General features: G+C 50.9%; 27 protein-coding genes and 1 pseudogene. 19 read left to right on the top strand and 9 right to left on the bottom strand.

Annotated elements, in window-relative coordinates; translation table 11 throughout:
• Positions 1 to 164: 164 nt before the first annotated feature.
• From OGV85_RS05275 to OGV85_RS05250, 6 genes and pseudogenes are all read left to right on the top strand, one after another.
• A pseudogene (locus OGV85_RS05275) lies at positions 165 to 340 on the top strand (DUF4113 domain-containing protein); the annotation flags it as partial.
• A gap of 175 nt (positions 341 to 515) precedes the next feature.
• Positions 516 to 1,115, top strand: a complete 600-nt coding sequence (rclC, locus tag OGV85_RS05270; RefSeq protein ID WP_032932627.1) for a reactive chlorine resistance membrane protein RclC — start codon at positions 516 to 518, stop codon at positions 1,113 to 1,115.
• Between the two features lie 34 nt (positions 1,116 to 1,149).
• Positions 1,150 to 1,608, top strand: coding sequence for a DUF302 domain-containing protein (locus OGV85_RS05265; RefSeq protein WP_170932148.1), 459 nt, complete (start codon positions 1,150 to 1,152; stop codon positions 1,606 to 1,608).
• Between the two features lie 121 nt (positions 1,609 to 1,729).
• A complete protein-coding gene (locus OGV85_RS05260) occupies positions 1,730 to 2,005 on the top strand; it encodes a metal/formaldehyde-sensitive transcriptional repressor (protein ID WP_003833178.1) in 276 nt (91 codons plus the stop codon).
• A gap of 32 nt (positions 2,006 to 2,037) precedes the next feature.
• The gene (locus OGV85_RS05255; RefSeq protein ID WP_003020293.1) at positions 2,038 to 3,156 is read left to right on the top strand and encodes an S-(hydroxymethyl)glutathione dehydrogenase/class III alcohol dehydrogenase; all 1,119 of its coding nucleotides are present in this window, start codon (positions 2,038 to 2,040) and stop codon (positions 3,154 to 3,156) included.
• A 169-nt stretch (positions 3,157 to 3,325) separates the two neighbouring features.
• On the top strand, positions 3,326 to 5,014 hold the full coding sequence (locus OGV85_RS05250) for a methyl-accepting chemotaxis protein (RefSeq protein ID WP_032949364.1): 1,689 nt from the start codon (positions 3,326 to 3,328) through the stop codon (positions 5,012 to 5,014).
• Positions 5,015 to 5,054: 40 nt separating this feature from the next.
• On the opposite strand, the gene pcaQ is transcribed toward OGV85_RS05250, so the two are convergent.
• Positions 5,055 to 5,978 (bottom strand): pca operon transcription factor PcaQ, encoded by a 924-nt coding sequence (gene pcaQ / locus OGV85_RS05245; RefSeq protein WP_003020288.1) that lies wholly within the window; start codon positions 5,976 to 5,978, stop codon positions 5,055 to 5,057.
• A gap of 231 nt (positions 5,979 to 6,209) precedes the next feature.
• Between pcaQ and OGV85_RS05240 the strand changes: the two genes are divergently transcribed.
• From OGV85_RS05240 to OGV85_RS05225, 4 genes are all read left to right on the top strand, one after another.
• Positions 6,210 to 7,112, top strand: coding sequence for a manganese-dependent inorganic pyrophosphatase (locus OGV85_RS05240; RefSeq protein WP_003020285.1), 903 nt, complete (start codon positions 6,210 to 6,212; stop codon positions 7,110 to 7,112).
• A 120-nt stretch (positions 7,113 to 7,232) separates the two neighbouring features.
• Entirely contained in the window at positions 7,233 to 8,576 is a 1,344-nt protein-coding gene (gene hglS / locus OGV85_RS05235; RefSeq protein ID WP_003020282.1) for a 2-oxoadipate dioxygenase/decarboxylase HglS, read from the top strand.
• Between the two features lie 193 nt (positions 8,577 to 8,769).
• On the top strand, positions 8,770 to 10,425 hold the full coding sequence (locus OGV85_RS05230) for a glucan biosynthesis protein D (RefSeq protein WP_061548301.1): 1,656 nt from the start codon (positions 8,770 to 8,772) through the stop codon (positions 10,423 to 10,425).
• Between the two features lie 167 nt (positions 10,426 to 10,592).
• Positions 10,593 to 10,817 carry an HP1242/YdcH family protein gene (locus OGV85_RS05225; RefSeq protein ID WP_003020276.1) on the top strand — a complete coding sequence of 75 codons (225 nt, stop codon included), beginning with the start codon at positions 10,593 to 10,595 and terminating at the stop codon, positions 10,815 to 10,817.
• A 66-nt stretch (positions 10,818 to 10,883) separates the two neighbouring features.
• Here the strand turns inward: OGV85_RS05225 and alr are convergent, their stop codons facing one another.
• Positions 10,884 to 12,110, bottom strand: a complete 1,227-nt coding sequence (gene alr / locus OGV85_RS05220; protein ID WP_058842666.1) for an alanine racemase — start codon at positions 12,108 to 12,110, stop codon at positions 10,884 to 10,886.
• Between the two features lie 218 nt (positions 12,111 to 12,328).
• Between alr and rimL the strand changes: the two genes are divergently transcribed.
• Positions 12,329 to 12,874 carry a 50S ribosomal protein L7/L12-serine acetyltransferase gene (rimL, locus tag OGV85_RS05215; RefSeq protein ID WP_003836113.1) on the top strand — a complete coding sequence of 182 codons (546 nt, stop codon included), beginning with the start codon at positions 12,329 to 12,331 and terminating at the stop codon, positions 12,872 to 12,874.
• Here the strand turns inward: rimL and ydcK are convergent.
• Positions 12,866 to 13,846, bottom strand: a complete 981-nt coding sequence (gene ydcK, locus OGV85_RS05210; protein WP_032949359.1) for a YdcK family protein — start codon at positions 13,844 to 13,846, stop codon at positions 12,866 to 12,868. The two genes, rimL and ydcK, sit on opposite strands and share 9 nt — an antisense overlap.
• Before the next feature lie 113 nt (positions 13,847 to 13,959).
• Here ydcK and tehA point away from each other — a divergent pair, with 113 nt between their 5' ends.
• From tehA to OGV85_RS05195, 3 genes are all read left to right on the top strand, one after another.
• Positions 13,960 to 14,961 (top strand): dicarboxylate transporter/tellurite-resistance protein TehA, encoded by a 1,002-nt coding sequence (tehA, locus tag OGV85_RS05205; RefSeq protein ID WP_003020259.1) that lies wholly within the window; start codon positions 13,960 to 13,962, stop codon positions 14,959 to 14,961.
• On the top strand, positions 14,961 to 15,557 hold the full coding sequence (gene tehB / locus OGV85_RS05200) for a tellurite resistance methyltransferase TehB (protein WP_003836119.1): 597 nt from the start codon (positions 14,961 to 14,963) through the stop codon (positions 15,555 to 15,557). The genes tehA and tehB overlap by 1 nt, the downstream gene beginning before the upstream one ends.
• Positions 15,558 to 15,725: 168 nt before the next feature.
• Positions 15,726 to 16,397 (top strand): DUF3313 domain-containing protein, encoded by a 672-nt coding sequence (locus tag OGV85_RS05195; protein WP_003020253.1) that lies wholly within the window; start codon positions 15,726 to 15,728, stop codon positions 16,395 to 16,397.
• Positions 16,398 to 16,434: 37 nt separating this feature from the next.
• Here the strand turns inward: OGV85_RS05195 and OGV85_RS05190 are convergent, their stop codons facing one another.
• A complete protein-coding gene (locus OGV85_RS05190; RefSeq protein ID WP_003020250.1) occupies positions 16,435 to 17,343 on the bottom strand; it encodes a DMT family transporter in 909 nt (302 codons plus the stop codon).
• A 185-nt stretch (positions 17,344 to 17,528) separates the two neighbouring features.
• Between OGV85_RS05190 and OGV85_RS05185 the strand changes: the two genes are divergently transcribed.
• A complete protein-coding gene (locus tag OGV85_RS05185) occupies positions 17,529 to 18,398 on the top strand; it encodes an AraC family transcriptional regulator (RefSeq protein WP_003836123.1) in 870 nt (289 codons plus the stop codon).
• Here OGV85_RS05185 and OGV85_RS05180 read toward each other — a convergent pair.
• Positions 18,381 to 19,547, bottom strand: coding sequence for a benzoate/H(+) symporter BenE family transporter (locus tag OGV85_RS05180; RefSeq protein WP_286553211.1), 1,167 nt, complete (start codon positions 19,545 to 19,547; stop codon positions 18,381 to 18,383). The two genes, OGV85_RS05185 and OGV85_RS05180, sit on opposite strands and share 18 nt — an antisense overlap.
• A gap of 104 nt (positions 19,548 to 19,651) precedes the next feature.
• Between OGV85_RS05180 and OGV85_RS05175 the strand changes: the two genes are divergently transcribed.
• Both OGV85_RS05175 and OGV85_RS05170 read left to right on the top strand, forming a co-directional pair.
• Positions 19,652 to 20,188 (top strand): helix-turn-helix domain-containing protein, encoded by a 537-nt coding sequence (locus tag OGV85_RS05175; RefSeq protein WP_003836127.1) that lies wholly within the window; start codon positions 19,652 to 19,654, stop codon positions 20,186 to 20,188.
• 79 nt (positions 20,189 to 20,267) lie between these two features.
• Positions 20,268 to 22,229, top strand: a complete 1,962-nt coding sequence (locus tag OGV85_RS05170) for a peptidase U32 family protein (RefSeq protein ID WP_061548298.1) — start codon at positions 20,268 to 20,270, stop codon at positions 22,227 to 22,229.
• Between the two features lie 3 nt (positions 22,230 to 22,232).
• On the opposite strand, the gene OGV85_RS05165 is transcribed toward OGV85_RS05170, so the two are convergent.
• The 4 genes from OGV85_RS05165 to OGV85_RS05150 form a co-directional block, all read right to left on the bottom strand.
• The gene (locus OGV85_RS05165; RefSeq protein ID WP_003020233.1) at positions 22,233 to 22,463 is read right to left on the bottom strand and encodes a DUF2554 family protein; all 231 of its coding nucleotides are present in this window, start codon (positions 22,461 to 22,463) and stop codon (positions 22,233 to 22,235) included.
• A 189-nt stretch (positions 22,464 to 22,652) separates the two neighbouring features.
• Complete coding sequence (locus tag OGV85_RS05160) at positions 22,653 to 22,778, bottom strand: DUF2474 domain-containing protein (RefSeq protein ID WP_003020230.1); 126 nt, start codon at positions 22,776 to 22,778, stop codon at positions 22,653 to 22,655.
• Complete coding sequence (gene cydB, locus OGV85_RS05155; protein ID WP_032935681.1) at positions 22,778 to 23,788, bottom strand: cytochrome d ubiquinol oxidase subunit II; 1,011 nt, start codon at positions 23,786 to 23,788, stop codon at positions 22,778 to 22,780. The genes OGV85_RS05160 and cydB overlap by 1 nt, the downstream gene beginning before the upstream one ends.
• Complete coding sequence (locus tag OGV85_RS05150; RefSeq protein WP_061548297.1) at positions 23,788 to 25,191, bottom strand: cytochrome ubiquinol oxidase subunit I; 1,404 nt, start codon at positions 25,189 to 25,191, stop codon at positions 23,788 to 23,790. Before OGV85_RS05150 ends, cydB begins: the two co-directional genes overlap by 1 nt.
• Positions 25,192 to 25,454: 263 nt before the next feature.
• Between OGV85_RS05150 and OGV85_RS05145 the strand changes: the two genes are divergently transcribed.
• Both OGV85_RS05145 and OGV85_RS05140 read left to right on the top strand, forming a co-directional pair.
• A complete protein-coding gene (locus OGV85_RS05145; protein ID WP_003020221.1) occupies positions 25,455 to 25,631 on the top strand; it encodes a type II toxin-antitoxin system HicA family toxin in 177 nt (58 codons plus the stop codon).
• Between the two features lie 46 nt (positions 25,632 to 25,677).
• A complete protein-coding gene (locus OGV85_RS05140; RefSeq protein ID WP_123924900.1) occupies positions 25,678 to 26,094 on the top strand; it encodes a type II toxin-antitoxin system HicB family antitoxin in 417 nt (138 codons plus the stop codon).
• Positions 26,095 to 26,100: the final 6 nt, after the last annotated feature.

The raw sequence follows: 26,100 nt of genomic DNA, 5'->3' as shown, positions 1-26,100 counted from the left end.
GCTTAAACTTAAGACATGAAAAAGTATGGTTATTGTAAGGTTAAATTGTTTTATAAACCATTAACTTTTAGTGGTTATTGACGTGAGAGAATATTAATGCTGTAAGCCTGGGTTATGGATTGGTAAAAATTGATCATGTCAGGTTGGTTGCCGATACGTACGGCGAACTGAATCTTTTTGACGACAACCTAACGCCGCGGCGTAACAGCGATAAACTGATGGAGGTATCTGGGAAAAGGGTAAAGGAACGCTCTACTTTGCCGGACAAGGGATACAGCAACCGTGGGCGATGAAGAGAGACATGCTTTCACCACGTTATACAACGATTTGCTACGAGTAGTTTGATAGCCAAACCGAAAACAAGGAGTTCATTCCACTCAACCGAACTTATCCATAGTCTATATTTTGACCTTTACAGACGATCAAACAAAAATTATAGATTCCTGAACATATAGGCATATAAATAACAAGGTTATAAAGGTCGTGATTTCTACAACACAGGACCTCTGGATATGATGGATAAACTATACCAATATGTTTCAACGAAAGAAAACGTGGGAATAAATCTTTGTCGCATTTCTATTGCCATTGTATTTATGTGGATAGGATTGTTGAAGTTCATTCCCTATGAAGCAGATAGCATCGTTCCTTTTGTAGCTAATAGCCCATTTATGTCTTTCTTTTATAACGATCCGAGTAATTATACTCAGTTCATGAACCATGAAGGCGAATTAATAGAGGCTAACCGCGCATGGCATCATGCGAATAATACTTATGGGTACTCTACCGGACTTGGTGTTGTTGAAGTCATTTTTTCATTATTGATTCTTGCTCATTATGTATCACCAAAAATCGGTTTTTGGGGGGCAACACTTGCCTTCTTAACTCCTTTTGTCACTCTGACATTCCTGATATTTACACCAGAAACATGGGTAAGTGGCCAGGATTCTCACACCGGGTTTCCCTATCTTTCTGGCGCCGGGCGACTGGTCTTAAAAGACACGATAATGATGGCTGCGGGTCTTATTGCGATGGTGCATTCTGCCAAATGTATCCTTGCACAGAATCAGCACGAGAGAGATTATACCGGCAAAGTATCCGCTGGTCTTAGATAACTTTCCAGACTATCGTTAAATTAAGGATGTTGTGATGCTTCGGTCTCTAAAAAATATATTTATTACAGCTGCACTGTATCTGCTTATGACGGTAACCAGTCATGCTGCCAACACCGGGAATACCATGATCAAAACGTATAGTACTTATAATTACCAGCAGACCAGAGAGCATCTCATTGCTGCCATTGAGAGTAATAATCTTGTTTTTTTTGGCGAATTTGATCATGCGAAAGAGGCTAAAAATGCTGGACTAACCATGTTACCCACAACCGTCATTATTTTTGGCAATCCTAAAGGTGGTACACCATTAATGCAGGCATATCCTGATATGGCGCTCGACCTTCCCTTTAGAGTATTGATTCGGGAAGAGTCGGATGGACGTGTAGTCGTTGGATATCATCCGGTTGAGATATTACAGACTTATGGACCAGATACTGCGGCAATTCAACCCTTAAAAAATCTGGAAAAATTAGTTCAGAAAGCCATTCAGTGACCTGGCGACCAGGGTTCATCTGACGAGGCCTGGTCGTCACCCCCTCATTAAATAAATGTTAGTTTTTTACAATTACATAAAAATTCTGATAGTATACCCCCCTATAGTATATGGAGGGCGTATGCCGCATTCACCCGAAGATAAAAAACGCATTCTCACCCGTGTACGCCGTATTCGCGGTCAGGTTGATGCGCTTGAGCGCGCACTGGAATCTGGCGAACCATGCCTGGCGATCCTGCAACAAATTGCCGCCGTACGCGGCGCATCCAATGGTCTGATGGGCGAAATGGTTGAGATCCACCTGAAAGATGAACTGGTCAGTGGGGAGACAACACCAGACCAGCGAGCTGTGCGCATGGCTGAGATCGGCCATCTTCTGCGTGCTTATCTAAAATAACACCATCACCTTGCAATAATGGGAAGAGACAAATGAAATCACGTGCAGCAGTTGCATTTGGCCCCGGCCAACCGTTAAAAATTGTTGAAATCGACGTCGCACCACCAAAGAAAGGTGAAGTGCTGGTTAAAATTACCCACACCGGCGTGTGCCATACTGACGCTTTTACGCTCTCAGGCGACGATCCGGAAGGCGTGTTCCCGGCGGTACTGGGCCATGAAGGCGGCGGCATAGTGGTTGAAGTGGGGGAAGGCGTCACCAGCCTGAAACCGGGCGATCATGTGATCCCGCTGTACACCGCAGAGTGCGGCGAGTGCAAGTTCTGTAAATCGGGTAAAACTAACTTGTGTCAGGCCGTGCGGGCGACACAGGGCAAAGGTCTGATGCCTGATGGCACAACGCGCTTCTCGTATAACGGCGAGCCGATTTATCACTATATGGGCACCAGTACCTTCAGCGAATATACCGTTTGCGCAGAGATCTCGCTGGCGAAGGTTAACCCGCAGGCTCCGCTGGATAAAGTGTGTCTGCTGGGATGTGGCGTGACCACCGGTATCGGAGCGGTCCATAACACCGCGAAAGTGAAGGAAGGCGATACCGTAGCCGTATTTGGTCTGGGCGGTATTGGCCTGGCGGTGATTCAGGGCGCAGTGCAGGCAAAAGCCGGGCGTATTCTGGCTGTTGATACCAATCCGGAGAAATTCAAATTGGCTGGTGAAATGGGCGCGACCGATTTCATCAACCCAAACGATTACGATAAGCCGGTGCAGGACGTGATTGTTGAGCTCACCGACGGTGGCGTGGACTTTAGCTTTGAGTGTATCGGCAACGTTAACGTGATGCGTGCGGCGCTGGAGTGTTGCCATAAAGGGTGGGGCGAAAGCATCATCATTGGGGTGGCGGGTGCCGGTCAGGAGATCAAAACACGTCCGTTCCAGTTAGTAACCGGTCGCGTGTGGCGCGGTTCCGCGTTTGGCGGAGTAAAAGGGCGCACTCAGTTGCCGGGTATGGTCGAAGAAGCAATGAGCGGAAAAATTCAGTTAGATCCGTTTATTACGCATCGCCTGCCTCTGGAGCAGATTAACGAAGCGTTCGATTTAATGCATCAGGGTAAATCCATCCGTACTGTTATCCATTTTGGTGATAACTGATTCATTGGCCAGCGGATTTCACCGCTGGCACTTTCCTGAATTTTTTAGAATTATGTTGTGAAAGTGTGACGAATCCGGCGCTTTTCACGGTAAGTAAACTTCCCGGATTGCCGATGACTATCTAACGGGCGTGTTTTCACGCATAAACCCTACAAGAGAGTCGACGGTCATGGACAACACTACATCGATGCAAGCCCTGCATAAACTGGGCTTTCTGCATCAAATCCGGCTGGTTCCGCTGTTTTCCTCCATTCTCGGTGGCATCCTTCTGCTATTCGCCTTAAGTTCCGGGCTGGCAGGTTATTTTCTTATGCAGGCCGATCGCGATCAGCGCGATGTAACCGATGAGATTCAGGTCCGGATGGGGTTATCTAACAGCTCTAACCACTTACGCACCGCGCGTATCAACATGATCCATGCTGGTGCGGCGAGCCGTATTGCTGAAATGGATGACATGAAGGCCAATATTGCCGAGGCAGAAAAACGTATTAAGCAATCGCAGGACGGTTTCAATACTTATATGGCTCGTGCGGTGAAAACTACTGCCGGAGAGGCGTTAGACGCTGAACTGAGCGCCAATTTCAAAGCCTATATCGATGGCTTACAGCCTATGCTCAAGTACGCTAAAAACGGCATGTTCGAGGCGATCATCAACCATGAAAATGAACAGGCCAGACCGCTGGACTCTGCTTACAACAAGGTATTGTTAAAGGCGATCGATATTCGTACCGCCAGGGCGAATCAGTTAAGCGAACAGGCGCACCAACGTACACAGCTTGGCATGGCCTTTATGCTGGGGGCATTCGTTCTTGCGCTGGCACTGACCGTGATGACGTTTATTGTTCTGCGCCGTACCGTTATTCATCCTCTGTTACGTGCGGCCCAGCGCATTGAGCAAATTTCAGAAGGGGACCTGACAATGCCAGAGGAACCAACCGGGCGCAGCGAAATTGGGCGCCTGAGCCGTCATCTGCAGACAATGCAACGGTCGCTGGCGAAAACAGTGGGCACGGTACGTCAGGGCGCGGAAGAAATCTACCGCGGTACCAGTGAGATTTCGGCGGGTAATACCGATCTGTCTTCACGTACCGAACAACAGGCCGCGGCGATTGAACAAACGGCGGCCAGCATGGAAGAGCTGACGGCTACGGTGAAGCAAAACGCCGACAACGCGCATCATGCGAGTACGCTGGCGGAAGATGCATCCGGCAAGGCCAGCCGGGGCGGTCAGATGGTCTCTGGCGTGGTGAAAACCATGGGCAATATCTCAACGAGCTCGAAGAAAATCTCTGAAATTACCGCCGTTATTAACAGCATTGCCTTCCAGACCAATATCCTGGCGCTGAACGCGGCGGTTGAGGCGGCGCGGGCAGGAGAGCAGGGGCGTGGGTTTGCAGTGGTGGCTAGTGAGGTCCGTACGCTGGCAAGCCGCAGCGCTCAGGCGGCAAAAGAGATAGAAGGATTGATCAGCGAATCAGTCCGACTGATTGACCAGGGCTCTGGAGAAGTCGTCGCGGCGGGCAATACGATGACGGATATTGTCGATGCGGTAAAACGCGTGACCGACATTATGCTGGAAATTGCGGCGGCCTCTGATGAACAAAGCCGGGGCATCGTCCAGGTAAGCCAGGCGATTTCAGAGATGGATAAGGTCACGCAGCAAAACGCCTCATTGGTTGAAGAAGCATCGGCTGCTGCGGCCTCTCTTGAAGAGCAGGCCGCACGCTTAACGGAAGCCGTCGGCACATTCCGTTTAACCGGGACAAGCGCAATTAAACGCGTTCCGGTAACCACTACGCCGGGTCATTCACGTCCGCAGGCGGCAACGGCCAGCGGCGATAATTGGGAAACGTTTTAATCATCAATAAAGGGACCATCTGGTCCCTTTATTTTTGGCATCAAAACGGTACGGTTTTGCGTATTGCGGCGATAAGGATCTGCGCGGCCTGAGAGAGTTGCACATCGACACGAGTAAGAATCCCGATGGGTTCACCCGCCCCGTGGGTAGGTATCGGCAACGATACCAGCGTCGCCTGGCGTAAATCCTCTCTAACCGCACCTGAAGGGACAAACCATACATAGTCGTAATCAACCGTCAGTTGGCGGGAGAGCGATGCTGAAAGTGTTTCAATGCAGCCTGGCGGCATTTTACAACCCTGACTTTGCAACAATGCTTCTGCGTGCTGGCGAGGCGCGGTTCCTTTTGGCGAAACCACCACCGGCCACTCCATTACCCGACTTAATGTGATGGTTTCCTGCAACAACGGGTGGTTAGGGCGCACGACCAGTTTAAGTGATTCCAGAAACAACAATTCATAATTCAGACCGACCATTAATTCCGGATCGGCCATGCGACCAATGCCGAGATCAATTTCTCCGGACTTTAAACCCGCCAGGATCATTGGGTTACTCATGGTGGCAACCTGCAGCGTGGTCTCCATTTGCTGCTTGTGGAAAGGACCAATTACCGCAGGCAGAATGCCCAGTGCCGCGGTGGGTAAGGCCCCAATCCGTACGACATCAGTCTGCGATTCTTCGCGCTGATTTAACGCTTGCCCGGCAGTGTTGAGCGCATCCAGCACTCTTACCGCGTGGGTAAGAAACTGCTCTCCCGGCAGCGTTAACTGCGCGCCAAGGCGGCCACGCTCAAAGAGCCGGGTCCCGGTCAGTTGCTCCAGTTCATTTAGCGTTTTGGAGAGAGCCGGTTGACTCAGGTTAAGGGTCTCAGCCGCGCGCCCCAACGTTCCCTGCTGTGCAACGGCGACAAAAGTATGAAGATGGCGCAAGCGAATGCGCTGATTGAACAGAACATTTTTTTCCATAAGCGATGTTAAAAACAGAGCCGTATCGGTGACAAGTAAAGTTGTTTGTTTTTGATAACCTGATAGCAAAATATTATTAACATTTATCATGTTTTACTTACAACTGATTTATTTTGCTTATGTTTTGTACAGCGTTGCTGGGTGGTGGGATCATGGAAGGGAGTATGTTCAGTCGTTATACTTTGGTTATTGTTTACTTTTGAACGATTTCTCTTCACAAGGCACTGATGAATGATACATGTAATAGGGCACCTTAATCCCGATAGCGATGCCATCTGCACCGCCGCAATGACGGCTCGTTGGCTTAGTTTACGTGGCCAGCAGGCGACGGCATGGCGTTTGGGCGAGCCTAACCGCGAAACGCAGTTTATCTTTGAGCATGCGGGGCTGACGATGCCTGAACGGTTGACGTTTGAACTGACCGATCGTGATGTCTGGCTGGTCGATTTCACCGAGCCTGCCCAGGGGCCGGAATCGTTGACAGAAAGTAACGTGGTGGGAATTATCGATCATCACCGACTTGGTGGGTTAGTCACCCGTCTGCCACCGGAAGTGTGGGTGAAGCCCGTCGGCAGTAGCGCAACCCTGCTGTGGCAACTGATGACGGAAGATGAACGCAACCAGTTATCTTCCGCTGAGGCAATTTTACTGCTTGGCGCCGTATTGAGTGACACTGTAACGCTTCGTTCACCAACGACCACCACTGACGATCGCCTGGCGGTTGATGCGCTGGCCCAAAAAACCGGAGTGGATCTTGACGCTTTCAGTCGCGACCTGCTGTCAGCCAAAACAAGCGTGGAAGGGATGAGCGCCCGCGAACTTTTGCAGAAAGACATTAAAACCTTCACCATCCATGGACATTCAGTCTGTGTAGCGCAGCTTGAACTGTATGCGCTGCAACAGGTGGATGCGGTGCTGGACGATCTCCGTCAGGAAATGGCGCGCTATGCAGAGGAAAAGAATGCTGCGTTGGTCGTGCTGATGCTCACCGACATCAATCTGGGTGACACCAGCCTGTGGTTTGCTGGAGCAGAACTTTCAGACATCCCGCAACCCTGCAAGGTAGAAGGTATGCTTAGCCGTAAAAAACAGATGCTCCCCTGGCTGGAAAGTCATTTGAAACCCCGTCAGTAGGTACTGTTCATCGTTTATATGGGTGGGAAGTTTACGCGGGGTCACACTTTGTAAATTCTTCCCACCGGAGTCAGCGGTGTTTTCTACACTCCAGGTAATATTCACTGGAGGCATGACATTATGGCGAACACCATCACGGCAGATGAGATTCGGGAACAATTTTCGCAGGCAATGTCAGCAATGTACCAGCAGGAAGTCCCGCAATACGGCACGTTGCTGGAACTTGTCGCTGATGTGAATCTGGCGGTACTGGAAAATAATCCGACGCTGCATGAAAAACTGGCGAATGCGGATGAACTGGCCCGGCTAAACGTTGAGCGCCATGGCGCTATTCGAGTGGGTACCGCGCAGGAGCTTTCTACGCTGCGCCGAATGTTTGCCGTTATGGGCATGTATCCGGTGAGTTATTACGATCTCTCCCAGGCAGGCGTCCCCGTACATTCCACAGCCTTTCGTCCCATCGACGATGCCTCGCTATCGCGCAACCCGTTTCGGGTATTCACCTCGTTATTACGGCTCGAACTAATCGAAAACGCCGCGCTGCGGCAAAAAGCCGCTGAGATCCTCGCGAAACGCGATATTTTCACTCGCCGTTGTCACGAGCTGCTGGATGAATTTGATGCGCAGGGCAGTTTTACATCTGAACAGGCGCAAGAGTTTGTGCATGAAGCGCTGGAAACATTCCGCTGGCATCAGCACGCCACGGTCGATGAAGAGACCTATCACGCATTGCATAACGAACACCGGCTGATTGCTGATGTAGTGTGTTTCCCCGGTTGCCATATCAACCACCTGACGCCGCGTACGCTGGATATCGACCGGGTGCAGTCGATGATGCCGGAATGTGGCATTGAACCGAAAATACTGATTGAAGGGCCACCACGCCGCGAGGTGCCCATTTTATTACGTCAGACGAGTTTCAAAGCGCTGGAAGAACCGGTGTTGTTTGCCGGTGAAATGCGCGGCACTCACACGGCACGTTTCGGTGAAATCGAACAGCGCGGTGTGGCCCTGACGCCGAAAGGCAGAGCGTTATACGACGAATTGCTGAATAAAGCGGGAACGGGGAAAGACAATCTGACGCACCAGTTACATCTTCAGGAGGTGTTCAAGGCGTTCCCGGACAGTGAGTTTTTGCTGCGCCAGCAGGGACTCGCCTGGTTTCGTTATCGACTGACGCCATCAGGCGAAGCGCATCGCCAGGCAATCCGTCCGGATGACGACCCGCAACCGCTCATTGAGCGAGGGTGGCTGGTTGCGCAACCCATCACTTACGAAGATTTTTTACCGGTGAGCGCCGCAGGGATTTTCCAGTCCAATCTGGGGAATGAAACGCAGGCTCGCAGCCACGGGAATTCCAGCCGCGACGCGTTTGAACAGGCGCTGGGTTGCGCGGTTTATGACGAGTTTGCGCTGTATCAGGAGGCGCAAGAGCGAAGTAAACGTCGGTGTGGTTTACTTTAATGGAATTTACATGGGATTCGGTCTGTTCCCATCGACATAAAATATTTTCGATTTTGTACAGATAATCGGCGACCAACAATTGGATTATTAATGAATTTTGTCTAGAGTGAGCGGTCAGAAATGTGCACTCTCTTGCCGCTGATTTTGACCGGCGCGGGACCATTTACACGACCAGAAGGACTCACTTTCAGGCATGAATCGCAGACGATTTATTAAAGGTTCAATGGCAATGGCCGCCGTGTGCGGAACCAGTGGTATTGCATCACTCTTTTCCCGCGCCGCCTTTGCGGCAGAGTCTGACATTGCAGACGGAAAAACCGTACGTTTTGATTTTTCCGTTCTGCAATCGATGGCCCATGACTTAGCACAGAAACCCTGGGGCGGCGCACCGCGCGCGTTACCGGACACGCTGGCGAAACTGACGCCGCAGGCCTACAACAGCATTCAATATGACGCAGAGCAGTCTCTGTGGAACAACGTTGAAAATCGTCAGCTTGATGCGCAGTTCTTCCACGTGGGAATGGGTTTTCGTCGCCGTGTACGCATGTTCTCGGTTGATGGCAGTACGCATATGGCGCGTGAAATTCACTTCCGTCCGGAACTGTTTAAATATAACGATGCGGGCGTGGATACCAAACAGCTGGAAGGGCAGACTGACCTCGGATTCGCCGGGTTCCGTGTTTTTAAAGCGCCAGAACTGGCCCGCCGCGATGTCGTTTCTTTCCTGGGAGCCAGCTATTTCCGCGCCGTGGATGACACCTATCAGTACGGTTTATCGGCCCGCGGTCTGGCGGTAGATACCTATACCGACAGCAAAGAAGAATTTCCTGATTTCACCTCTTTCTGGTTCGAAACGGTTAAACCGGGCGCAACCTCCTTTACCGTGTATGCACTTCTCGACAGCCCAAGCGTAACTGGTGCATTCAAGTTCGTGATCCACTGCGAGAAAACGCAGGTGATTATGGATGTACATAACCACATCTATGCGCGCAAAGACATCAAGCAGCTCGGCATTGCGCCGATGACCAGCATGTTCAGCTGCGGCAACAATGAGCGTCGGATGTGCGACACTATTCACCCGCAAATTCATGACTCCGATCGTCTGGCGATGTGGCGGGGCAATGGCGAGTGGATATGCCGCCCGCTGAATAACCCGCAAAAGCTGCAGTTCAACGCCTATACCGATAACAACCCGAAAGGGTTTGGCTTGCTGCAACTCGATCGCGACTTCTCCCATTACCAGGACATCATGGGCTGGTATAACAAGCGTCCAAGCCTGTGGGTCGAACCGCGAAACCAGTGGGGCAAGGGGACCATCGGCCTGATGGAGATCCCGACGACCGGCGAAACGCTGGATAACGTTGTCTGCTTCTGGCAGCCTGAGAAGAAGATCAAAGCCGGCGATGAGCTGGAATTCAAATATCGCCTGTACTGGAGCGCTCAGCCGCCGGTGCGTTCACCGCTGGCTCGCGTGATGGCGACCCGGACAGGCATGGGCGGTTTTCCGGAAGGATGGGCACCGGGCGAGCACTACCCGGAAAAATGGGCGCGCCGTTTTGCCGTTGATTTTGTTGGTGGCGATCTAAAAGCTGCTGCGCCGAAAGGCATTGAACCGGTGATTACGCTCTCAAGCGGTGAAGCGAAACAGATTGAGATCCTCTACGTGGAACCAATCGACGGTTATCGCATTCAGTTTGACTGGTATCCGACCTCTGACTCAACCGATCCGGTAGATATGCGTATGTTCCTGCGTTGTCAGGGTGACGCCATCAGCGAAACCTGGCTGTATCAGTACTTCCCACCAGCGCCGGATAAACGTCAGTACGTTGACGACCGCGAGATGCGTTAATCACTCTCTTTACGGCTCTCCTGATGGGGAGCCGTATCTGCATTCATCCTCATAACGACTCTGTACACTATTTACTCGATCCTGTTCGCATTTTTCTGTATGGCAAATGGGTACTCTGTGAGTGTGTATTTCTTATACACGTTCTTGTCCACTAACAGGGAGAAAGTATGTTTCCAGAATACAGAGACCTTATTTCCCGACTGAAATCCGAGAACCCTCGCTTTCTGTCCTTATTCGAAAAACACAACAGCCTTGATCATGAGATCTCCAGACTGGAAGGTTCGGATGGTCGGGGGTATAGCTTGGACATTGTTCGTCTTAAGAAACAGAAACTCCACCTGAAGGAAGATTTGCTCAAAATTTTGCAAAGAGAGAGTGTCAGTGAGAGCTAAGTAGAATGGCGCTTGCTGTGTAAAAGGGCTTCCAGCGAGAAAAGGAAGCCCTTCCTGTTTTAGGTGTTAATCGACCATCACGCGTTTGTTCGTCGCCCCCCAGAGGATCGACATTTCAGTGAACAGCGCGCCGCTAATTTCTTCGACTTCTTCTGCGCTAACCTGCGCATTTCCCTGTTTACCGAACAGCACCACTTCATCGCCAGATGCAACCTGCGGTAAATCGGTCACATCGACGATCACGGTATTCATGGATGTTTTACCCAGGACCGGAACCCGCTGGCCGCGGATCAGCACGTGTCCCGCGTTACTGAATACACGGCGATAACCATCGGCATAACCTGTCGGGATATTGGCCAGAACGGAATCACGTTTAAGGGTATAGGTTCTGTCATATCCGACGGTGTTTCCTTTGGGGTAATGGTTTACCGACGCGATGGCGGATTTAAATGTCATGACGCGTTTGTATTCGGTGCTGGCGATGGTATCGCCATAAAAAATACCGCCAACACGGACCATGTCGAGCCAGGATTCAGGAACGGTCAGGGTGGCGAACGTATTCGCAACATGCAGGGTGACATCTTCGCGTTTAAGCCCGGTAATTTTCAGTACCTGGGCCGATTGTGTATTGAAACGGGCCAGATCGCGTCTAACCACCGCAGCATCTTCTTCCGGGAAATGCGACATGATGCCAACAATTTTCAGGCCGGGTAATGCGGAAATAGCGTGGGCTTCTTCCAGACCTGCGGCGGTACTGACTTCCAGACCGTTACGCGACATACCGCCAGAGTTCAGTGCCAGATGAATACGAATGATTTTACCTTTCTCCTGAGCAATGGCACTCAGACGCTTAGCCATATCCAGATTACCGATCAGCTCTTCGGTATCGAAGTCCGCTGCCTGGCGCATCTCTTTTTCCGTCGCGTTGCGAACGCGCATGAGCTGTGATGTATAGCCTGACTGGCGAACGGTTCTAATCTCCTCATTGCTGGCGATGCCAATACATTGCACGCCGTTTTGCATCATCACCGGTGTTACCAGTGAGAGATCGTGGCCATACGCGTCTCCTTTAAGAATGGCGCACATCCGGGTTTTATCTGCCAGCAGTTGCTGAACTTTATGAATGTTATATTCCAGTGCGCTACGGGAAATTTCCAGCGTGGTATTATCCACGACCTGTTGCTGATTGACTGCAAAGGGAACGGGGCCTGCTTGAGTGGAGGAAACGGGTTGGTGACAGGCGGTAATCAGTAAAAGCGGAATAAGTGCTAAACGACCCAAAGGTGCTGCCATGCTTGCTCCTTAGCAATAAAGTGAAAGTGTTATTGTCATCATTACGGTCTATCCATGAGGGGATACCCGGATCACCAGAGTAACGGGTTCCACGCCAGAGATTCTTTCTAAGTGATTGCTGTTACAGCATAAAAATAAGACCTCCCCGACTCTAAACAGAGTAATATCGGCTACTGCCAGTCAGAAATGCCCCGTTTACGATTGCAAAGGAGATAAACATGTCAGAAATAATAATCGTTAGTGACGCGCTGGAACTGCGTGCCGTCGAAGAACAACACGTCACCCCTCTGCATCAATTGGTGCTTAAAAATAAAGTCTGGCTCCAGCAGTCGCTGAACTGGCCGCAGTTTGTGACTTCTGTGGAGGACACCCGCAAGAATGTGCAGGGCAATATGATGTTGCACCAGCGCGGCTACGCCAAAATGTTCCTTATTTTCGAACAAGGGGAGGTGGCTGGCGTTATCTCGTTTAACCAGATAGAACCGCTGAACAGAGCCGCTTATATTGGTTATTGGCTGGACGAAGATCACCAGGGCAAAGGTATTCTGTCTCAGGCGCTACAGGCATTGATTCAGCATTATGCGCAGCGCCAGGAGATTCGCCGCTTCGTGATTAAATGTCGTGTAGATAACGTCAAGAGCAACCAGGTGGCGTTGCGCAATGGCTTCCAACTGGAAGGATGCTTACGACAAGCGGAGTTCCTCAATGGCGATTACTATGATGTGAATCTCTATGCCCGCATCATTGATGACTCTTCAGAATAAACCGGCGATAGGGGTGCGCGTAATACGTTGTTCGCCGTTGATCACTTTTGGCCCGCGCAGATGGATCGCATCGCCATCAAAGGCTTCAACTTGGGCCTGACCGGTTATCTCAATATGATGCTCGATCAGCACTTCACCCAGAATACAGGCGTGGCCTTCAATCAGGATGTGCCCATCCAGCAGAATTGGGCCGCCGCGTAATTTTGCATGCCCCCCGACCAGCACATGGTGCTTCAGCACACAGTTACCTTCAACCTCCGCGTGTTCCGCCACCTGAGAGCTATAGCGCAGGGTAGGAATGGCGTCTTCATCAGTTCCGGCGATGACACGCGCATGTCCATAGACTTTAGCGCAATCGCAGATCCAGACATTATTCTCTTCGTTACCTTCTACCCGTGCAAAATCAAAAACTTCAGCCCGATGTTCTATAAAGGCATAGTTAATCATCGCATCACCATAGATCTGCACCTGATGCACCACGCGTGAATTGCTGACTGTCGCCCGATCGTAAATTTGCAGGAGCTGGTCGTTTTCACGAGTTAGTCCTTTGGCGGCGATAATTTCAGAGTCACACACAATGCGCGCATCACCGCAGAGAAGGCACTCACCGCGAACAACAGAATCCCGAATGGTGACGTTGTCACGTATTTGCGCGTTATCGCTGATTTCTGCTCGGTCAATCCAGGCGGCATCACCAATCTGCGCGCCATCTCTGACCACGCTTGCCTGTGTAATACGGGCATTTCCGGATATCGTCGCGCCGGAAAACGCGAGCGCATTCTCATCGTAAATCCAGCAATCACCACTTTGCGAAAGCACGCTTTCATCATCAATCCAGCCACCGAGCGTACCGGCTTTAACATCATTAAAATCAATGAGCGCAATTATCTGGCGTAGTAATACGCTCTTTTTATTGCCATTATCCTGGTAACTAAAGGCGCGAGGTTCATCGCCCAGACGATATTTGGTCATAGCTCATTTCCATGTTGCGCACCTTAGTTAAACGTAGCAAAGTTTTCCGTACTGGCTAAATTCGTGGAAATTCCATAAAATGCATTTCAAATATACTTTAAAAAATAAACAAAATGAGTAAGAGCAAGCAAAGTGAGCGAGTCCTCAATCTTCCGGCCGGTTATTTTGGCATGGTACTGGGCATCATCGGGATGGGGTTCGCGTGGCGATATGCCAGCCAGGTATGGCCTGTAAGCCACTGGATTGGCGACGGTTTAGTGATCCTTGCGATGGTCATCTGGGGATTGTTGACGCTGGCCTTTATTAGTCGTTTACTGCGTTTTCCTCATAGCGTACTGGCGGAAATTCGTCATCCGGTGATGAGCAGTTTTGTCAGTCTGTTTCCGGCTACAACGATGCTGGTCGCGATTGGTTTTGTCCCGTGGTATCGACCGCTGGCGATTGTGTTGTTCAGCATTGGCGTTGTGATACAGCTGGCGTATGCGGCCTGGCAAACGGCTGGATTATGGCGTGGCGAGCACCCGGAAGAGGCCACCACTCCGGGTCTGTATCTGCCAACCGTTGCCAATAACTTTATCAGCGCCATGGCCTGTGGTGCGCTTGGCTTCAACGATGCCGGGTTGGTGTTTTTGGGCGCAGGGGTATTTTCCTGGCTCAGCCTCGAACCGGTTATTCTGCAGCGTTTACGAAGCTGCGGCGAGCTGCCGACGGTTTTACGGACTTCACTTGGTATACAACTGGCGCCTGCGCTGGTCGCCTGTAGCGCGTGGCTTAGTGTGAACGGTGGCGAGGGAGATACGTTAGCCAAAATGCTGTTCGGCTATGGTCTGCTGCAACTTCTGTTTATGCTACGCCTGATGCCGTGGTATTTGTCACAGCCGTTTAATGCGTCTTTCTGGAGCTTCTCGTTCGGCGTGTCGGCACTGGCGACTACGGGGCTGCATTTAGGGCACGGCAGCGAGTCAGGTTTTTTTCATACGCTGGCGATCCCGCTGTTTATTTTTACCAATTTTATCATTGCGCTATTACTGATACGTACGTTTGCATTGCTGATGCAGGGAAAACTGCTTATTCGCACCGAACGTGCTGCATTACTGAAATCTGAGGATAAATAATGATCCGTTGTGACGAAAACTACTTTACTGAGAAATATGATTTGACCCGCACGCATTCCGATGTCGTCGACGCGGCAAAAATTGTTGCCCCGGGCAAAACGTTAGATCTGGGCTGCGGGAATGGCCGTAACAGTCTGTACCTGGCGGCCAACGGTTATGACGTTACCGCATGGGACAAGAATCCGATGAGCATCGCCAATCTGGAACGCATTAAAAACGCGGAAGGGCTGACTAATCTGCACGCTGAGGTGGCGGATCTCAATGCGCTAAACTTTGACGGTGAATACGATTTTATTCTTTCTACCGTGGTGATGATGTTCCTGGACGCGAAAACCATCCCGGGCCTGATTGAAAATATGCAGCGCTGCACCAACCCTGGTGGGTATAACCTGATCGTCGCGGCAATGGATACCGATGATTTTCCGTGCACCGTTGGGTTCCCGTTTGCGTTTAAAACAGGGGAGTTACGCCGCTACTACACAGGTTGGGATCTGCTGAAATATAACGAAGACGTAGGTGAACTTCATCGTACGGATGAGCACGGCAACCGAATTAAACTACGCTTTGCAACAATGCTGGCGCGTAAAACGGTCTGACCTGCCCATTTGTGATAACTCTTTCTACGTTCAGCATTTTTTTCGTGCTGAATATTAAGAAAACGTTAAGATAAAATTGTGCGGGCCTTACCATTTTTAGTTCATCCAAAATGATTTCCTTTTGCTATTATTTCAGATGCATATCTGCAAATACTAAGGGATCGTTCCATGCGTGCTCAAACTTTATTTAAAGTTGCAGTGCTTACGGGTTTACTGGCGTTATCAGGCTGTGCTTCAAAAATTACGCAGCCTGATAAATATTCAGGTTTTTTAAAAGATTACTCCGGCCTGAAGGAAACAAAATCTGCAACCGGACAGCCGGTGCTGCGTTGGGTTGATCCCAACTTTAATGAGTCTAAATACGATAACATCGTTTATAACCCGATCACGTATTATCCGGTTCCTAAACCAACCACCCAGGTCGGTCAGCAGGTTCTTGATAAGCTGTTGAGCTATACCAATACCCAAATGAAAACTGCCCTGGCAAAACGTAAACCGCTGGTTACGACGCCAGGCTCGCGCAGTCTGATTTTCCGCGGGGCAATCACCGGTGTTGCTACCAGCAAAGAAGGGCTGCAGTTCTATGAAGTGGTCCCGGTTGCACTGCTCGTTGCGGGTACGCAAATGGCGACGGGGCACCGTACCATGGACACGCACCTCTTTTTCGAAGGTGAGTTGATTGATGCGGCAACCAATAAACCTGTCATTAAAGTTGTACGTCAGGGTGAAGGTAAAGACCTGAACAACGAAAGTACGCCGATGGCGTTCGAAACGTTGAAGAAAGTTGTTGATGACATGGCGACTGATGCTTCCATGTTTGACGTAAATAAAAAACAATAATAACGAAGAACGCACCATCCCTGGATGGTGCGTTTTTTTATGCCGCCCGGCGACGATATACGAGTTTACCCATCAGCGTTTCTGGTCGGGCAAACATCACCAGATTCCCCAGCAAAATCAATACTAATCCCACAATCGCATTAACCTGCCAGACATACCCTTCATACAACGTAGACAGCGTTAGCGCCACCAGTGGAAAAAGCAGTGTACTGTATGCCGCTTTACTGGGACCAATGCGTCCGACCAGCGTGAAATAGGCGCCGAAGGCGATTACCGAACCAAAAATAGCCAGATACAACAGCGCACTGAGATAACTGAAGGTCCACTGTGGCGTGAAGCTGTCGCCGCGCACCAGCGCAATGGTAGCAATCAACACGGTGCCGTACAGCATCGCCCAACTGTTGGTGGTCATCACCTCGAGACCTTTTTTCTGATGACGCAGACTTATCATATTGCCCAGTGAGAAACCAAAAGTGCCGAGGGCGCTTAAACCAATCCCCAGCAGCAGCGAGTGATTCAACCCGCTGTTGACCAAATCCTGCCAGAACAAGGTGACGATACCTGTTAGCCCCAGCCCGGCGGCAACATAAAAGCGTCCTGGTGGTTTTTGACCAAAAAACAGGTAGCTATTAACCGCATTGAACAGGACCGCCATCGAGAAAATGACGGATTCGAGACCAGTATTGATCCACGCAGCGGCAGTGTAAAAACACCAGAAGTTAAAGCAAAAAACGCATCCACCTTGTAACAGACAAAACAGATGATCGCGTCCGGAAAGCTTACGCAATTTCCCGCTGATCAGCAGGATGGCTATCATCACGGTGCTGGCGATGGCAAAGCGCCAGAAGATGGAAACTGGCGCCGCAACCGGGCCTTGTTGCAGGTAAATCGCAATCCATGTCGTTCCCCAAATCACCACCACCAGGCAGTACAACAGTCCGTTCATACAACTCTCTCTTTTTGGTCTTCAGGCGCACACTGTGCCACGTCGGGTAGCAGGGGGCTTTCATCGGCTTGCGGTGGACTTGCAAAATCTTGCGCTTTTTTTAGTGTAAAGGTGAAAAGGAAGCTGTTAACGATATGTAGCTGATATAGACTGAAAGCCTGCTAACTTATTTTGAATGTGATGGTATGTCTCAGCCCTACGGTGCCTTTGAAAACTTACGCAAACACAATGCCGTGCTGCACGAGTCGGTTGCGTTACATTCGGGGATCCAACTGGCTGCCTGGTCAAACAAGCGCGACACCATTACCCAGTATTGCGATCACCACACGCTCAGTTTATACATCGCGGATGGCTACGAGAGTTATCACAAAACGGCGGGAGGCTGGAAGAATGGCGGCGGACCGGATCGTTTTTGCCTGATGCCAAAAGAGAGTGAGTCCAGTTGGGATATTCGCGACGATCTTTCCTTTGTTCATCTCTATTGTACTGACGCTCACCTGCGCGAAGTGGGTGAAAAAGTCTGGGACAAAAGCCCCTATAGCTTCACGCTGGACGAGCATACTTTTGGCAGCGACCCGGGGATCACGGCGGTTTACCGTCAGTTTTTACTTGGTAACGACTGGCTGCAACCCGCTAATCACCTCACGCTTAGCGCGGCATCTTCACTACTGTTAACGCATCTGATCCAGCATTACAGCAACGTTCAATGGCGACTTCCCGTTGTTACCGGAGGGCTTGCACCTGCCACCTTGCGCAACGTGCTGGCCTATATTGAAGCACATCTGGCGTATCCCATAACGTTGAGCGATCTGGCTGGTGAGGCAGCGCTAAGCGAATTCCATTTTGCCAGAATGTTTCGCCAGTCGATGAATATGGCGCCGCATCAGTACGTCATGCAACGCCGTATGGCACTGGCGCAGCAACTGGTCTGTTATTCATCACGCAGCCTGTCGGATATTGCAATGGCCTGCGGATTTAGCTCGGCGAGTCATTTCAGTAACCGGTTTAAACAAGTGACAGGTAAAACACCAACGCAGCTACGCGCGGCGAAATAACGTCAACACTGCGTAGCAAATACCGCCGACAACCAGCCCCCAGAATGCAGACCCAATGCCAAATACCGTCAGACCACTGGCCGTAACCAGAAAAGTTACGATGGCCGCATCGCGTTCAGCTTCATTATGTAAGGCTTGATATAAACTACCGCTAATCGTGCCGAGTAATGCAAGACCAGCAAGCATCTGGATCCAGCTTACGGGCAGGGCTGCCATCAGTCCTGTAACCGAACCGCCAAACACCCCAGCCAGAAGATAGAAGACGCCTGCTGCCGCTGCGGCGAGCCAGCGCCGATTTGCATCCGGATGCGCTTCAGGACTTTGGCAAATTGCGGCGGTTATGGCGGCGATGCAAATGGAATAGACGCCAAAAGGTGAAAATAGCAGCGCCAGTAGACCCGTAAAAACTATCAGAGGGGAAACGGGTAACGAATATCCTGATGCTTTCATGGTCGCAATACCAGGGGCATTTTGCGAAGCCATAGTGACCAGAAATAACGGTAGTGCAATGCTGATACTGTGGGCTAATGAAAAGTGCGGGGTAATAAACGCTGGGATAACCGGTGACAGATTAACATCATTAGTGACAATGTCACCTTTCATCAAGTCGATGGCAATACCCACTAACATCGCAGCGATAACGGCATATCTTGGGGCAATAACTTTTAGCACCAGCCATGCCACCAGCATACTACCGCACAAAATAAGCTCACTGTTCAGGCTATTAAATGCCTGCAAACCAAAACGCAGTAAGATCCCAGCCAACATGGCTGATGCCAGCGAGTGGGGAATGATTTTCATCAGGCGGGCAAACAGTCCGGTTACGCCGCACAGCACAATCAGCGCGTTAGCCACGATAAAAATGCCGATGGCATCCTGAATAGATACCCCGTGCAGGCCCGTCACCAGCAGCGCGGCACCGGGCGTTGACCATGCGGTAAGTACAGGAGCGCGATACCACAATGTCAGCACCAGCGTACTGACCCCCATTGCTAACCCCAGTGCGGTCATCCAACCTGCAATTTGTCCGGTAGTCGCACCTGCGGCGAGTGCCGCTTGCCAGATAATGGCCGCCGAACTGGCATAGCCAACCAGGACCGCCACAAAACCCGATAATACAGTGGGCAGGGGGATGGAGAATGCACGCATATTCACTCCGTGTGCGTTATAACGGTCAATCACTGTAGCACTGTGCGTTATAGCGTACAAGTGCTAAACTGTAGCCCCGAGTAAGGAGAGCGACGAAGGAGAAAATGGACAACTTAACCCACTATCTGGCCACAACGCTCAGGACATTACGTCACCAGCGGGAATGGAGTCTTTCGCGTCTGGCGGAGGAAACTGGCGTCTCAAAAGCGATGCTGGGGCAGATTGAACGTAATGAATCCAGTCCAACGGTGGCGACATTGTGGAAAATCGCCACTGGGCTGAACGTCCCGTTTTCAACGTTTATTTCACCACCAGAGTCAGACGGCACGCTAACATTCGATCCCCAGCAGCAGGCAATGGTCGTCACGCCGTTGTTCCCGTGGGATCCTCAACTGTGCTTCGATCATTTTTCGATACTATTGGCGCCCGGCGCGCTCAGTGAATCTACTCCGCATGAGACCGGCGTAATAGAGCACGTGGTGGTGATTAATGGTCTGCTGGATATGTGTATTGAGGGGCAGTGGCGCACCCTTAAATCTGGTGAGGGTGTCCGTTTCGCCGGAGATATGGCACACAGTTACCGTAACAGCAGCGAACAAACGGTGCACTTTCATTCGCTGATCCATTACCCGCGCAGTTAATCGGGAAAACTATTCCGAAAAGCTGCGCTTGTGACTACAATAGCCGCCATTTTTACCGCTTGTGGATGGTAACAACTGTATGCGCCAGCAGCCTCATCACCTTGAATTGTTAAGCCCGGCTCGGGATACCGCCATTGCGCGCGAAGCCATTTTGCACGGCGCAGACGCCGTTTACATTGGTGGACCGGGTTTTGGCGCGCGCCATAACGCCAGTAATAGCCTGAAAGATATCGCCGAACTGGTGCCTTTCGCCCATCGCTATGGGGCGAAAATCTTTGTGACGCTAAATACTATCTTGCACGATGATGAACTGGAACCCGCGCAGCGGTTAATTACCGATTTGTATCAGACCGGTGTTGATGCTCTGATCGTACAGGATATGGGGATTCTGGAACTGGATATTCCCCCGATTGAACTGCATGCCAGCACCCAATGTGATATTCGCAGCGTTGAGAAGGCGAAATTTCTTGCTGATGTCGGATTCATCCAGATTGTCCTTGCGCGCGAACTGAGCCTTGAGCAAATTAACGCCATCCATCAGGCTACCGATGCGACCATTGAGTTTTTCATTCACGGCGCGCTGTGCGTTGCCTATTCAGGTCAGTGTTATATTTCACATGCGCAAACCGGACGCAGTGCTAACCGTGGCGACTGTTCCCAGGCTTGCCGTCTGCCGTATACCCTGAAAGACGATCAGGGACGCGTGGTGTCCTATGAAAAACACCTGCTGTCGATGAAAGACAACGATCAGACCGCCAACCTCGGCGCATTGATTGACGCAGGTGTGCGTTCCTTCAAAATTGAAGGGCGCTATAAGGACATGAGTTATGTAAAGAATATTACCGCGCATTATCGCCAGATGCTCGATGCCATCATTGAAGAGCGCGGCGACCTGGCCCGTTCATCAGCGGGACGTACCGAACATTTCTTTACCCCATCCACGGAGAAAACCTTCCATCGTGGCAGCACCGATTATTTTGTGAATGCCCGTAAAGGGGATATCGGCGCATTCGACTCACCAAAGTTTATCGGTTTGCCGGTCGGCGAAGTCCTGAAGGTGGCGAAAGATCATCTCGATGTTGAGGTGACAGAACCGCTGGCTAACGGGGATGGCCTGAACGTGTTAATCAAACGTGAGGTTGTTGGATTCCGCGCCAACACCGTGGAAAAAACGGGGAACAATCGTTATCGGGTATGGCCGAATGAAATGCCTGCCGATCTGCACAAAGTGCGTCCGCATCATCCGCTGAATCGCAACCTCGATCATAACTGGCAGCAAGCGTTAACCAAAACCTCCAGCGAACGCCGTGTTGCGATCGATATTGAGCTCGGCGGCTGGCAGGAGCAGTTGATTCTGACGCTCACCAGTGAAGAGGGCGTGAGCATTACCCATACGCTGGATGGCCAGTTTGAGGAAGCGAACAATGCGGAAAAAGCGTTGAGTAACCTACAGGACGGACTGGCAAAACTTGGGCAGACGATGTACTACGCCCGCAATATTCAGGTGAATCTGCCGGGCGCGCTGTTCGTGCCAAACGGTCAACTAAATCAGTTACGACGTGAAGCCGTTGATATGCTGGATGCAGCGCGCCTGCAAAGCTATAAGCGCGGTAGCCGCAAACCAGTATCCCAGCCTGCGCCGGTTTATCCGCAAACGCACTTGAGTTTCCTGGCTAACGTCTACAACCAAAAAGCGCGTGAGTTTTATCACCGTTATGGCGTTCAGTTGATTGATGCAGCCTATGAAGCGCATGAAGAAAAGGGCGAAGTACCGGTGATGATCACCAAACATTGCCTGCGCTTCGCCTTTAACCTGTGTCCGAAACAGGCGAAAGGGAATATCAAGAGCTGGAAAGCGACACCAATGCAACTGGTTAACGGCGATGAAGTCCTGACGCTGAAATTTGATTGCCGACCGTGCGAAATGCACGTGATCGGCAAGATGAAACATCACATTCTGAAGATGCCGTTGCCGGGTAGCGTCGTGGCTTCGGTCAGTCCGGAAGAACTGATGAAGACACTGCCGAAGTGTAAAGGTTAATCGTTAGCTCAGATGCGTATCGGGTTTGCGTGATTTTTGCCAGTGATGGTGTTCACGAAGATCGGCGGCGGATTCTTCCGCCGTCACTCGCAGCTCATCGCTGTCGGCCGTGTGTCGTAGTAAATGATCGGCATCCTGCACCTGAAGATATTCATGTCCCTGATTAGTAGCGAAAAGTTGACCGGAAAAAAGCGCGCTGGCCAGCAATAACACTGTTAACCCTTTCTTAAACATCATGCACCCTCTGGTACGTTAGCTGCGGAATTGGCGATAATTTCGCCTGGTGACTATTCAATATTTTAATCGGGATAATGACAATCTCTGTTTTGTCATTTCGATGTTTTTTACATTTTTGTTTAGTCGATGTTGGGATTTGTAACACCCGGGCAGTGCAGCGCTGCCCGGGTGTTATCACGGAGAGATTCAGGACTTAAATCCGGCGGCCGTCATCAGGAGACGAAAGAACATGCCAACAGCGGCGAGGGCCAGCACGCTGCCGCCCCAGAGGATCACCAGCCACATCAGGCGTTTCCAGATTGTTTGTTGCATCAATGATACCCCTCACCATGTTGAACTTTGCCGCGGAAAACGTAGTAGCTCCAGAAGGTGTACACCAGGATTATCGGGATAATCAGCAGTGCGCCAACCAACATAAAGCCCTGACTTTGTGCCGGAGCCGCCGCTTGCCAGAGCGTAATGGACGGCGGAATGATGTGTGGCCAGATACTGATCCCCAGTCCGCTAAACCCGAGGAAAATCAGCCCCAGTGTCAATACAAAAGGCAGCGTATGGCAGTTATGTTGCCCCAGTGAACGCCACAGCCAGATACTGATAAGCGCAACCAGCAGCGGAACCGGCATCAGGAACCACAGGTTGGGCAGACTAAACCAACGCTCGGCAATCGCGCTATGCGCCAGTGGTGTCCACAGGCTGATAATGGCAATCACAATCAACATTGCCAGCAGCAGTTTTTTGGCCAAGCGACGCATTTTATCCTGCAACGGATTTTCACTTTTCATCACCAGCCATGTCGCCCCCAGCAGGGCATAGGCTACAACCAGGCCAACGCCGCAGAACAACGTGAACGGGGTCAACCAGTCGAAAGGACCGCCGCTGTAGCTGCGTCCGGTAACGGAAAATCCGTTGAGTACGGCACCCACCACCACGCCCTGGGTGAATGTCGCCAGGATTGAACCGCTGAGAAAGGCTTTATCCCAGAATGGTCGATGCGCCGGCGTGGCCTTGAAGCGAAACTCAAACGCGACGCCGCGAAAAATCAGGCCGATTAGCATCAGGGTCAACGGGATCGTCAGCGCATCGACAATCACCGCATAGGCCAGCGGGAACGCGCCAAATAACCCGGCCCCGCCCAGCACCAGCCAGGTTTCATTCCCATCCCATACGGGAGCGACGCTGTTAACCATCACATCGCGGTCATCAGCGTCCTGAATTGCGGGGAATAAAATGCCAATCCCGAGATCAAAACCGTCCATCACGATATACATCAGCGTGGCGAATACGATAATCACAAACCAGATAACTGATAAATCGATACCCATTAGCGATGAGCCTCCGGTTGAGAATCAAGGACGGCAGCCGAAAGCGGCCGGGCAGGCGTGCCGGTTGGCGGAATTGTTGGGTCATCTTCATGTGGCCCCTTGCGGATCAGGCGTATCATGTAGCTGTAACCCACACCAAACACTGAGCTGTACACCGCAAAGAAGGACAGCAGGCTGATGCTCATATGTAAATCACCATGTGCGGAAACCGCATCCGCCGTACGTTGCAGACCGTAAACCACCCACGGTTGACGGCCAACTTCAGTGGTCACCCAACCGGCAAGGATGGCAATCAGACCTGAGGGGCCCATCCACAAGGCAAAGCGCAGGAAAGGGCGCGAGGTGTATAAACGCTGCTTATAGCGCAGCCACAGGGCAAAAGCGCCCAGCAGGATCATCAGCATGCCTAGCCCGGCCATTATGCGAAACGACCAGAACACCATAGTTGAGTTAGGCCTGTCTTCTTTAGGAAACTCTTTTAGTGCCGGGACCTGTTTGTCCAGGCTATGGGTCAGGATCAGACTGCCCAGCGCCGGGATTTCCAGCCCATAGCGGGTGCGTTCCTGCTCCATATCCGGCCAGCCGAAGAGTAGTAGCGGGGTTGGTTCGCCGGGCGGATTTTCCCAGTGCCCTTCAATCGCAGCAATTTTTGCCGGCTGATGCTTCAGCGTATTCAAACCGTGCATATCGCCAATCAAAGCCTGCAGCGGGGCGACGATTAACGTCATCCATAGCGCCATTGAGAACATTGCGCGAATAGCCGGGGTGTTATTCCCGCGCAATAAATGCCATGCACCTGACGCTGCAACAAACAACGCGCTGCTGAGGAAAGCGGCAACGGACATATGCAGTAAACGATAAGGGAATGAAGGATTGAAAATAACGGCGAACCAGTCAACGGGAACGACCTGGCCGTTAACTATTTCATAGCCTTGCGGTGTCTGCATCCAGCTGTTAGAGGCGAGGATCCAGAAGGTTGAAATAATCGTACCCAGTGCGACCATGCAAGTGGCAAAGAAGTGAAGCCCTGGGCCAACCCGGTTCCAGCCAAACAGCATTACCCCGAGAAAACCTGCTTCAAGGAAGAAGGCGGTGAGCACTTCATAGGTCAGAAGCGGCCCGGTGATGCTACCGGCGAACTCGGAAAAACCACTCCAGTTGGTACCGAACTGATAAGCCATCACCAGCCCGGAAACTACACCCATACCAAAGTTTACGGCGAATATTTTCGACCAGAAATGGTATAGCGAACGCCAGGTGGGATTTTTCGTCTTTAGCCATAACCCCTCAAGTACTGCCAGATAACTGGCGAGGCCGATGGTAATGGCCGGAAAGATGATGTGAAAGGATACCGTAAACGCGAACTGGATCCTCGCCAGGTGAAACGCGTCAAGACCGAACATGCTTAACTCCGCAGGCAAAATTGATTTGGCGCAATTCTAAGCCTGAGAAGCAATGCGGGGCAGAAACAGAACAGTTCTTTTTAACCATAACAGTTGCAGTGCTGTTATAGGTTGTACACGCTGATATGAAATCTGGAAGCTGGATTCCTGTTATTAAATAGCGTCCTCCCCACGTTAGTGATTTTGCGATATTAATAGCAAGGTAATTAAAAGGTAATCATAAATGTTTACTTTGTGTGTATAATAGACGACAGGGAGGCGCAGTGAAGCAAAGTGAGTTTAGACGCTGGCTTGAATCTCAGGGAGTTGCTGTTACAAACGGCTCAAATCATCTGAAACTGAGATATCAGGGAAGGCGTAGCGTTATGCCCAGACATCCAGGTGATGAAATAAAAGAAGCCTTGCGAAAAGCGATTATTAAGCAGCTTGACTTACAGTAATCATCATCACTACAAGGTTGATTATATGAGAGATTTTGAAAATTCTATGCGTTATCCTGTTACTCTAACACCGGCAGTGGAAGGTGGGTTTGTGGTTTCTTTCCCGGATATTCCGGAAGCATTAACTCAGGGAAATACTCGCCATGACGCTTTGCAGGCCGCGCAGGCGGCATTGATTACCGCTTTTGAATTCTATTTCGACGACAACGAGGCGATTCCACTCCCTTCGGCGGTTAGCGCTGAAGATGACTACGTAGAAATACCGCTGAGCGTTGCGTCTAAGGTTCTTCTGCTGAATGCCTTCCTTGAATCAAAAATCACCCAGCAGGAGCTGGCGAACAGGATCGGCAGACCTAAGCAGGAGATCACCCGTTTATTTGATTTAAAGCACACGACGAAAATTGATGCCGTGCAGATTGCTGCGCGCGCCTTAGGCAAAGAGCTGGCGTTAACGATGTTGTAAAACTGT

This window comes from Citrobacter sp. Cf132 (genome assembly GCF_030333885.1).
GTDB classification, from domain to species: Bacteria; Pseudomonadota; Gammaproteobacteria; order Enterobacterales; family Enterobacteriaceae; genus Citrobacter; species Citrobacter freundii.
This window is presented reverse-complemented; position numbering and strand designations above follow the sequence as displayed.

Coding starts and splice junctions, on each gene's coding strand:
- rclC (WP_032932627.1), top strand. CDS start 516: ATGGATAAACTATACCAATATGTTTCAACGAAAGAAAACGTGGGAATA.
- OGV85_RS05265 (WP_170932148.1), top strand. CDS start 1,150: ATGCTTCGGTCTCTAAAAAATATATTTATTACAGCTGCACTGTATCTG.
- OGV85_RS05260 (WP_003833178.1), top strand. CDS start 1,730: ATGCCGCATTCACCCGAAGATAAAAAACGCATTCTCACCCGTGTACGC.
- OGV85_RS05255 (WP_003020293.1), top strand. CDS start 2,038: ATGAAATCACGTGCAGCAGTTGCATTTGGCCCCGGCCAACCGTTAAAA.
- OGV85_RS05250 (WP_032949364.1), top strand. CDS start 3,326: ATGGACAACACTACATCGATGCAAGCCCTGCATAAACTGGGCTTTCTG.
- pcaQ (WP_003020288.1), bottom strand. CDS start 5,978: ATGGAAAAAAATGTTCTGTTCAATCAGCGCATTCGCTTGCGCCATCTT.
- OGV85_RS05240 (WP_003020285.1), top strand. CDS start 6,210: ATGATACATGTAATAGGGCACCTTAATCCCGATAGCGATGCCATCTGC.
- hglS (WP_003020282.1), top strand. CDS start 7,233: ATGGCGAACACCATCACGGCAGATGAGATTCGGGAACAATTTTCGCAG.
- OGV85_RS05230 (WP_061548301.1), top strand. CDS start 8,770: ATGAATCGCAGACGATTTATTAAAGGTTCAATGGCAATGGCCGCCGTG.
- OGV85_RS05225 (WP_003020276.1), top strand. CDS start 10,593: ATGTTTCCAGAATACAGAGACCTTATTTCCCGACTGAAATCCGAGAAC.
- alr (WP_058842666.1), bottom strand. CDS start 12,110: ATGGCAGCACCTTTGGGTCGTTTAGCACTTATTCCGCTTTTACTGATT.
- rimL (WP_003836113.1), top strand. CDS start 12,329: ATGTCAGAAATAATAATCGTTAGTGACGCGCTGGAACTGCGTGCCGTC.
- ydcK (WP_032949359.1), bottom strand. CDS start 13,846: ATGACCAAATATCGTCTGGGCGATGAACCTCGCGCCTTTAGTTACCAG.
- tehA (WP_003020259.1), top strand. CDS start 13,960: ATGAGTAAGAGCAAGCAAAGTGAGCGAGTCCTCAATCTTCCGGCCGGT.
- tehB (WP_003836119.1), top strand. CDS start 14,961: ATGATCCGTTGTGACGAAAACTACTTTACTGAGAAATATGATTTGACC.
- OGV85_RS05195 (WP_003020253.1), top strand. CDS start 15,726: ATGCGTGCTCAAACTTTATTTAAAGTTGCAGTGCTTACGGGTTTACTG.
- OGV85_RS05190 (WP_003020250.1), bottom strand. CDS start 17,343: ATGAACGGACTGTTGTACTGCCTGGTGGTGGTGATTTGGGGAACGACA.
- OGV85_RS05185 (WP_003836123.1), top strand. CDS start 17,529: ATGTCTCAGCCCTACGGTGCCTTTGAAAACTTACGCAAACACAATGCC.
- OGV85_RS05180 (WP_286553211.1), bottom strand. CDS start 19,547: ATGCGTGCATTCTCCATCCCCCTGCCCACTGTATTATCGGGTTTTGTG.
- OGV85_RS05175 (WP_003836127.1), top strand. CDS start 19,652: ATGGACAACTTAACCCACTATCTGGCCACAACGCTCAGGACATTACGT.
- OGV85_RS05170 (WP_061548298.1), top strand. CDS start 20,268: ATGCGCCAGCAGCCTCATCACCTTGAATTGTTAAGCCCGGCTCGGGAT.
- OGV85_RS05165 (WP_003020233.1), bottom strand. CDS start 22,463: ATGTTTAAGAAAGGGTTAACAGTGTTATTGCTGGCCAGCGCGCTTTTT.
- OGV85_RS05160 (WP_003020230.1), bottom strand. CDS start 22,778: ATGCAACAAACAATCTGGAAACGCCTGATGTGGCTGGTGATCCTCTGG.
- cydB (WP_032935681.1), bottom strand. CDS start 23,788: ATGGGTATCGATTTATCAGTTATCTGGTTTGTGATTATCGTATTCGCC.
- OGV85_RS05150 (WP_061548297.1), bottom strand. CDS start 25,191: ATGTTCGGTCTTGACGCGTTTCACCTGGCGAGGATCCAGTTCGCGTTT.
- OGV85_RS05140 (WP_123924900.1), top strand. CDS start 25,678: ATGCGTTATCCTGTTACTCTAACACCGGCAGTGGAAGGTGGGTTTGTG.